The following is a 7,850-nucleotide window of genomic DNA, read 5'->3' as shown; positions in this document are numbered from 1 at the left end:
AACGGCGCTGGACGGGCTCACCGTCACCGTCGCGCCCGGCGTCACCGGGCTCGTCGGCGCCAACGGCGCGGGCAAGTCCACCCTGATCAAGATCCTGCTCGGCCTCATCCCGCCGACCAAGGGCCAGGCCAAGGTGCTCGGTCACGACTGCGAGGCCAGCGGCGAGACGATCAGAACCCTCCTCGGCTACATGCCAGAACACGACTGCCTGCCGCCCGACGTGACCGCCACCGAGTTGGTCACCCACCTCGGCCGGATGTCCGGGCTGCCGCCGACCGCCGCCAAGGAGCAGGCCGCCGAGGCGCTGCGGCACGTCGGTCTGCACGAGGAGCGCTACCGGCAGATCGGCACCTTCTCCACCGGGATGAAGCAGCGGGTCAAGCTGGCCCAGGCACTGGTGGGCGACCCCGGCCTGCTGCTGCTCGACGAGCCGACCAACGGCCTGGATCCGGCCGGGCGGGACGCGATGCTCGCGCTGATCCACCGGATCGGCACCGAGTTCGGCATCGCCGTGATCGTCGCCTCGCACCTGCTCAGCGAGATCGAGCGGATCTGCGACCAGCTGGTCGCCGTCGAGGGCGGACGGCTGCTACGGGCGGCCACGCTGTCCTCGATGACCCGGAACGTGCCGTGGCTCGCGGTCGAGGTCGAGGAGGGCGCCGAGGAACTCGCCGCCCGGCTCGAGGCGACCGGCCTGACGGTGCGTCCGGAGGGCCGGGCGCTGCTGGTGCCGGTCGGCTCGGACGACGTCTTCACCGCGGTCCGCGACGCGATCGCGGACCTGGAGCTGCCGCTCAACCGGCTCGAGCACCGCCGCCATCACGTCGAGGAGCTCTTCTCTCCCGACTCGGCGCAGAACCAGCAGCAGCCCGCGGAGGTGGCTCAGTGACGACCGTTCCCACGTCCGCGGCTCCCGCAGGCGTCATCCACGACATCGGATACAAGCCGTACACCGGGCAGCGCTACGGCCGCGCGCAGATCATCCGCGCGCTGTACTGGTACAGCCTGCGGTCGGCCTTCGGGATCGGCAGGTCGGTGCGCGCCCGGATCATCCCGTCGCTGGTGTGCGTGGTGATGATGTTGCCGGCGGCGATCTCGATCTACAAGGTCGCGACGACCGGTGGCGATCCGGTCCTCGCTTACGACCGGTACGCCTACACGATGTTCCTGATGGCCGTGGTGTTCATCGCCGTCGCGGCGCCCGAAATGGTCTCGCGGGATCTGCGGCATCACACGCTCCCGCTGTACTTCTCCCGCCCGCTGCGGCGATTCGACTATCCGCTGGCGAAGCTGCTCGCGCTGGCCACGGCGATCATCCTGCTCGAGGCGGTTCCGCTGATCGTGATGTACCTCGGGGTGATCGCGTCGGCGACGTCGGGCTCGGGGATCTGGAACCAGACCAAGCAGCTCGCCCCCGGCCTGCTCGTCGCGCTCGCCTACGGCGTCGTGCTCGCCCCGCTGACGCTCCTGATCGCCTCCACCACCGGCCGGCGCGCGATCGCGACCGGCGCCATCGCGATCCTCTTCCTGGCCGCGACCGCGGTCTCGCACGCGATGGAGGCGGTCGGCACGCACACCGTGTTCGTGCAGAACGGCCAGACGATCGACCCGAACGCGACGCCCGTCCCCAACGGCGGCCCGCCCGGGCCCGGACCCGGACCCGGCGGCCCCTTCGGGGACGGTGCCGTCGTGAAGCAGACCTACGACCCGATCGCCCGCCAGGGCGGCCTGGTCGACCCGCTGCGGCTGATCGAGGGCACGCGCATCTGGGGGCTGGACGCCACCGATGGGCAAATACCGAACCCGCAGAACCTCGGCGTGGTGTACGGCCTCGAACTGCTGGTCCTGACCGGGCTGACCACCAGCGGCCTATTCCAGCGCTATCGGAAGGTGGGAGTCGCGTGAGCACCCCCGCTGTCGTCGCACCCGCGCCCGCGACACCTGCGACCGCCACGAACACGGTCGAGCTGACCAACACCACCCGCTGGTACGGCAACGTAGTCGCGGTCAACGACATCACGATGACGCTCGGCCCCGGCGTGACCGGCCTGCTCGGGCCGAACGGCGCCGGGAAGTCGACGCTGCTGCACATGATCTCCGGGTTCCTGGCGCCATCGCGGGGCACCGTGACCGTCGGCGGGGTGGCGCCCTGGCGCAACCCGGACATCTTCCGGACCGTCGGCCTGGTGCCCGAGCGCGACTCGGTCTACGCGTTCCTGACTGCGCGTGAGTTCGTCACCGCCTCCGCGAAGCTGCACCGGCTGCCCGACCCGGAGGCCGCGACCCGGCGCGCCCTGGACATGGTCGAGCTCGTCGAGGTGGCCGACCGGCCGATCGACACCTACTCGAAGGGGCTGCGGCAGCGGGCCAAGGTCGCCGCGGCGCTGGTGCACGACCCGGCCGTGCTGCTGCTCGACGAGCCGTTCAACGGCATGGACCCGCGCCAGCGGCTGCACATGATGGACCTGCTCAAGCGGCTCGGCGGCGAGGGGCGGGTGATCCTGTTCTCCTCGCACATCCTGGAGGAGGTCGAGCGCCTGGCCGACACGGTCCAGGTGGTGGTCGCGGGCCGGCTCGCCGCGTCCGGGGACTACCGCAGCATCAGGCGGCTGATGACCACCCGCCCGCACGTGTTCGTGCTGCGCACCACCGACGACCGCGCCCTGGCAAAGGCTCTGATCGAGTCGCCGGCCGTGCAAGGGGTCGAGCTGACCCGGGGCGGCCTGGAGGTGCACGCGAGCGACCACGGCACCTTCACCCGGCAGCTGGCCCGGATCAGCCGAGACGCCGGGGTGGGGCTGCGCGAGGTCATCCCGGCCGACGAGTCCCTCGAATCCGTGTTCGCCTACCTGGTCGGAGCGTGAGATGAGCGGCTGGTACAACCCCACGATCGCGCGCATCACGCTGCGGGCGCTGCTCGGGCGCAAGCGGGCGCTGCTGCTCGTGCTGCCGGGCGTGGTGCTGCTCGTACTCACCCTGGCGCTCAAGGCGGCGCATCTGACCTCGCCCACCTGGCCGGGCGAGGTGCTGGGCCGGGTCGGCTTCTCCGCGCTGCTGCCACTGACCGCGCTGATCGTCGGCACCTCGGTGCTGGGCGCGGAGATCGACGACAACTCGATCCTGCACCTACTGGCGACGCCGGTATCACGGGCCTCGATCATCCTCACCAAGGGCGTGGTGGGGTCCGCGGTGACAGTGGCGTTCGCCGCGGTGCCCGAGTTCGTCGCCGGAGTGATCGCGATGGGCAAGGTCGGCGGCTTCGCGGTCGGGCTCGGCGTCGGGGCGGCGGTCGGCTCGGTGGTGTACACCGGCGTGTTCCTGCTCATCTCGACGGTGACCCGGCACCCGGTCGCGTTCTCCCTCGCCTACGTGGCGATCTGGGAAGGGCTGGTCACCAACCTGGTCAGCGGGGCGAAGTACTTCTCCGTCGAGCAGTACGCGCTGGGCATCGCCAACGCCTTCGCGAAGGATCCGGACCTGAGCCCGCACCTGACCGCGACCACCGCGGTGATCCTGGCCGCGATAGCCACCGGCGCGACCTTGACCGTGGCCTCGACGCGGCTGCGCTCCTTCACGCTCGCCGGGGACGCATAACCCCCGAAGCCGGGAGCCCGAGGCGGCGGGCTCCCGGCTTCGGCGACACCGGTCAGGAATCAAGAAGCGGGCCGCGCGGCCCGCGCATACCGTGAGAGCCATGGACCTGAAGCTGGCCCGTTGCTTCCTGACCATCGACGATCACGACAAGGCGTTGGCCTTCTACCGCGATGTCCTCGGGTTCGAGGTGCGCCGTGACGTCGAGGTCGACGGGGCGCGCTGGGTGTCGGTCAGCCCGCCGTCCCAGCCCGACATCGAGATCGTGCTGGAGACGGCGGGCGCCAACCCGAACGCCTCACCGGCCGACCGGCCGGTGATCGCGGAGCTGATGGCGAAGGGCGCGCTGAGCCGGGCGGTCTTCACGACCCCCGACTGCGACGCCGCCTTCGAGCGGATCCTGGCCTCCGGTGCCGAGGTGATGCAGGAGCCGATGAATCAGCCCTATGGAGTGCGCGACTGCGCATTCCGGGACCCGGCCGGCAACCTGCTGCGCTTCAACCAGCCGCGCACCCCCTGAGCGGGACCCGCCGCCGACACATCACCGACCAGAGCGGAAAACGAGAAAGTAGGAGCACCCTCATGACCGCAGGAATTCAGACCATCCTGATCCCGGTGAAGGACCTCGCAGGCGCCAAAGCCCTGTGGACCGCCGTCCTCGGCGAGCAGCCGATCGCGGACTCGGCCTACTACGTCGGGTTCAAGGTGGCCGGCCAGGACATCGGCCTGGTCCCGAACGGCGACACGACCCAGGGGATGACCGGACCGACGCCGTTCGTGCACGTCGACGACATCAAGGCCACCCTCCAGACCGCGCTCGACGGCGGCGCACAGATCGTGCAGGACGTGCGCGACGTCGGCGGCGGCCGGCTGGTCGTCAGCGTGAAGGACGCGGACGGCAACATCTTCGGCCTGCTTCAGGACCCGAAGCAGGCCTGACCTGCCGCACGGCACCACAATTCGGCCGTCGGTCTAAGAAGCCATTTCCGCGAGTGCCTTGACCGTGTTCCAATTCCGGCTGGTCGCGCAGATGCCCTTCAGGCGTCCGGCGGGTTTCGCCAGCGCCGCGGCCAGCGGTGAGCGGCCCAACCCGTCGGGCGCGTAGAGGTACATCACGCGGTCGCCGAAACGGAAGTCCTCGGGCAGGAACGCCTCCCGGTCGATGTCCGCGTAGCGCTGGGCATCGACCGGGACGGAGTAGAAGACGGCGTGCAGTTGCTTGCCCGCCAGGTCAGCCGCCGGGAACGGGCACGCCTCGATGACGGCGCTCAGGTACTTCCCGGACCGGACGACGCACGGCACCGCGAATCCGAAATGGTCCTCGAGTGCGGCCGAGATGTTCGCGGCGAGCGCGTCCTGGTCCTCCTCGGCGGTCGCGAAGACGGCGTTTCCGCTCGCGAGATAGGTGCGCACGTCGTCGTAGCCGAGGCCGCTGAGCAACTCGCGCAGCTCCGCCATCGGGACCTTGCGCTTGCCCACGTTCACCGCGGCGAGCAGAACTGCATAGAGCGTCGTCACGCCGCCCAGTCTAGGAACCTCTGCGCGAACGCGGGGCCGACCGAAACGACACGTGGGTGCAGCCCGGCTCCGGTTCCCGTCCGCGCACCGCGGGGCTAGCCGACGGTCAGAGGGCGAGTTCCGCGCGCACGATGTCGGCGAGGCGGTGCGCCACCGCGTCGGCGAGCTCGTGCGACTCGGCCTCCACCATGACCCGCACCAGGGACTCGGTGCCGGAGGGGCGCAACAGGACCCGTCCGTGCGCGCCCAGTTCGTCCCGCGCGGCCTCGACCGCCTCGGCGATCTGCGGGGAGGCGCCGACCCGGGACTTGTCCACGCCTTTCACGTTCACCAGCACCTGCGGCATCCGGCGCATCACCCCGGCCAGTTCGCCGAGCGGCTTGCCGACCTCGGCGATCCGGGCCAGCAGGTGCAGCCCGGTCAGGACGCCGTCGCCGGTGGTCGCGTGGTCGAGCAGCAGGACGTGCCCGGACTGCTCGCCGCCGAGCACATGCCCGCCGTCGCGCATGGCCTCGAGCACGTACCGGTCACCGACCGCCGTTTCCACGACAGTCAGGCCCTCGCGCTTCATCGCCAGCTTGAACCCGAGGTTCGCCATCACGGTGACCACGACGGTGTCCCCGGCCAGCATTCCGTGCTCGCGCAGCGCCATCGCCAGGATCGCGATGATCTGGTCGCCGTCGACCACCTCGCCGGAAGCGTCGACCGCCAGACAGCGGTCGGCGTCGCCGTCGTGGGCGATCCCGGCGTCGGCACCGTGCTCGACGACCGCCCGGCGCAGCGTGTCGAGGTGGGTCGAGCCGCAACCGTCGTTGATGTTCAGTCCGTCCGGCTCGACGCCGATCGCGATGACTTCGGCGCCGAGCCGGCGCAGCGCCTCCGGCGAGACCCGGTACGCGGCGCCGTGCGCCTCATCCACCACGATGCGCAGGCCGTCAAGGCGATTCGGGACCGTGGAGACGAGATAGCTGACGTAGCGCTCCTCGGCGTCGGCCAGCTCGGTGATGCGCCCGACCGCCTCGCCGACCGGCCGCTCCCACTGCTCGCCCATCCGCGCCTCGATCGCGTCCTCGACCTCGTCGGCCAGCTTGTGGCCGCCGCGGGCGAAGAACTTGATCCCATTGTCCGGCGCCGGGTTGTGGCTGGCGGACAGCACCACGCCCAGGTCCGCGCCCAGGGTGTCGGTCAGGTACGCGATCGCCGGGGTGGGGATCACCCCGGCCCGGATCACATCGACTCCGGCGGAGGCGAGCCCGGCGGCGACGGCCGCCTCGAGGAACTCGCCGGAGGCCCGCGGATCGCGGCCCACCACGGCCTTCGGCCGGTGCCCGGCGAAGGTGCCCCGCTCGGCCAGCACGTGCGCGGCCGCGATCGACAGGTCCAGGGCCAGCTCGGCCGTCAGATCCCTGTTCGCGAGGCCGCGCACGCCGTCGGTGCCGAAGAGACGGGCCATGGTCCGAACCCCCAGGAAAGTGAAAGCAGCTGATGGAGACATCGCCGCGAGCGGCGTGTTACCGGAAGGAAAACAAGCAACCCCACCGTACGCGAAGAGACGTACGGCGGGGTCGCATGAGTTGCGTTGCTGTGACGCGACGGGCCGAGGCCGCGACTACCGCTTGCTGTACTGCGGAGCCTTGCGGGCCTTCTTCAGACCGGCCTTCTTGCGCTCCTTCACCCGGGCGTCGCGGGTGAGGAAGCCGGCCTTCTTCAGAATCGGGCGGTTCGTGTCGACGTCCGCCTCGTTCAGCGCGCGGGCGATACCCAGGCGCAGCGCGCCGGCCTGGCCGGAGACGCCGCCGCCGTTGATCCGGGCGATGACGTCGTAGCGGCCGTCCAGCTCCAGGACGTGGAACGGCTCGTTGACTTCCTGCTGGTGCACCTTGTTCGGGAAGTACGAGTCGAGGGTCCGGCCGTTGATCTTCCACTGGCCGGTGCCGGGCACGATGCGCACGCGGGCGACGGCCTGCTTGCGGCGGCCGGTGCCGCCGGCGGCGACGGTGGCGGAGATCTGCCGGGTGGGGGCCGAGGCCGGGGCGGACTCGGTGGTGTAGCTCTCGGGGGCGTCGTTCTCGTCGATGACCTCGAGGTCCTCGACGTCGGCGGTCAGTTCAGACACAGCCGCGAACTCCTTCTGGTTTGGGATACCTGTAAGCGGCAGTGACTACTGCGCGACCTGGGACAGCTGGAACGGCTCCGGCTGCTGAGCCGCGTGCGGGTGGCTCGGGCCGCCGTAGACCTTCAGCTTCTTCAGCATGTGGCGGCCGAGGGTGTTCTTCGGCAGCATGCCGCGGACGGCCTTCTCGACGGCCTTGCGCGAGTCCTTGTCGATCAGATCGCCGTACTTGACCGAGCGCAGACCGCCCGGGTAGCCGGAGTGGCGGTAGGCCAGCTTGTCCTCGCGCTTGTTGCCGGACAGGTGGACCTTGTCGGCGTTCACGATGATCACGAAGTCGCCGGTGTCCACGTGCGGGGCGAACTGAGCCTTGTGCTTTCCGCGCAGGAGGATGGCCGTCTGGCTCGCGAGCCGGCCGAGGACGACGTCAGTGGCGTCGATGACGTACCACTTCTGCTCGACCTCGCCGGGCTTGGGGCTGTAGGTGGGCACGGGATTGCCTTCGCTTCAGTGACGAATACCTGGGTTGTTCCGTAGGCATGCCCCCAACGCCTACGGCATCAGGCACCGTGCCCTCCCGGTTTCTTCCCCGCGGTCGTTCTCGGTGCGGTGGAAGTCCGGGCGCGCG

Annotated in this window: 10 protein-coding genes; 6 read left to right on the top strand and 4 right to left on the bottom strand. The window is 70.3% G+C overall.

Going from position 1 to position 7,850, the window contains the following annotated elements; all coding sequences use genetic code 11:
• From VGZ32_RS27920 to VGZ32_RS27895, 6 genes are all read left to right on the top strand, one after another.
• A partial coding sequence (locus tag VGZ32_RS27920) for an ABC transporter ATP-binding protein (protein WP_326889219.1) occupies positions 1–889 on the top strand: 889 nt, incomplete at its 5' end.
• Complete coding sequence (locus VGZ32_RS27915; protein WP_326889218.1) at positions 886–1,905, top strand: ABC transporter permease; 1,020 nt, start codon at positions 886–888, stop codon at positions 1,903–1,905. The genes VGZ32_RS27920 and VGZ32_RS27915, both read left to right, overlap by 4 nt.
• 62 nt (positions 1,906–1,967) lie before the next feature.
• The gene (locus VGZ32_RS27910; protein ID WP_349263781.1) at positions 1,968–2,864 is read left to right on the top strand and encodes an ABC transporter ATP-binding protein; all 897 of its coding nucleotides are present in this window, start codon (positions 1,968–1,970) and stop codon (positions 2,862–2,864) included.
• 1 nt (position 2,865) lies between these two features.
• The gene (locus VGZ32_RS27905) at positions 2,866–3,594 is read left to right on the top strand and encodes an ABC transporter permease subunit (RefSeq protein WP_326889215.1); all 729 of its coding nucleotides are present in this window, start codon (positions 2,866–2,868) and stop codon (positions 3,592–3,594) included.
• A gap of 100 nt (positions 3,595–3,694) precedes the next feature.
• Complete coding sequence (locus VGZ32_RS27900; protein WP_326889214.1) at positions 3,695–4,111, top strand: VOC family protein; 417 nt, start codon at positions 3,695–3,697, stop codon at positions 4,109–4,111.
• A 62-nt stretch (positions 4,112–4,173) separates the two neighbouring features.
• Positions 4,174–4,530: a VOC family protein gene (locus VGZ32_RS27895; RefSeq protein WP_326889213.1), complete on the top strand. Its 357-nt coding sequence runs from the start codon at positions 4,174–4,176 to the stop codon at positions 4,528–4,530.
• Positions 4,531–4,563: 33 nt separating this feature from the next.
• Here VGZ32_RS27895 and VGZ32_RS27890 read toward each other — a convergent pair whose 3' ends face one another.
• From VGZ32_RS27890 to rplM, 4 genes are all read right to left on the bottom strand, one after another.
• Positions 4,564–5,109: a DUF1697 domain-containing protein gene (locus VGZ32_RS27890; protein ID WP_326889212.1), complete on the bottom strand. Its 546-nt coding sequence runs from the start codon at positions 5,107–5,109 to the stop codon at positions 4,564–4,566.
• Between the two features lie 106 nt (positions 5,110–5,215).
• Positions 5,216–6,562 carry a phosphoglucosamine mutase gene (glmM, locus tag VGZ32_RS27885; protein WP_326889211.1) on the bottom strand — a complete coding sequence of 449 codons (1,347 nt, stop codon included), beginning with the start codon at positions 6,560–6,562 and terminating at the stop codon, positions 5,216–5,218.
• A 156-nt stretch (positions 6,563–6,718) separates the two neighbouring features.
• Positions 6,719–7,225, bottom strand: coding sequence for a 30S ribosomal protein S9 (rpsI, locus tag VGZ32_RS27880; RefSeq protein WP_349263780.1), 507 nt, complete (start codon positions 7,223–7,225; stop codon positions 6,719–6,721).
• 45 nt (positions 7,226–7,270) lie between these two features.
• Positions 7,271–7,714: a 50S ribosomal protein L13 gene (rplM, locus tag VGZ32_RS27875; RefSeq protein WP_326889210.1), complete on the bottom strand. Its 444-nt coding sequence runs from the start codon at positions 7,712–7,714 to the stop codon at positions 7,271–7,273.
• Positions 7,715–7,850 lie beyond the last annotated feature (136 nt).

It is taken from the genome of Actinocrinis sp., from assembly GCF_035938995.1.
In the GTDB taxonomy this organism is placed as follows: Bacteria; Actinomycetota; Actinomycetes; order Streptomycetales; family Catenulisporaceae; genus DASZGI01.
This window is presented reverse-complemented; position numbering and strand designations above follow the sequence as displayed.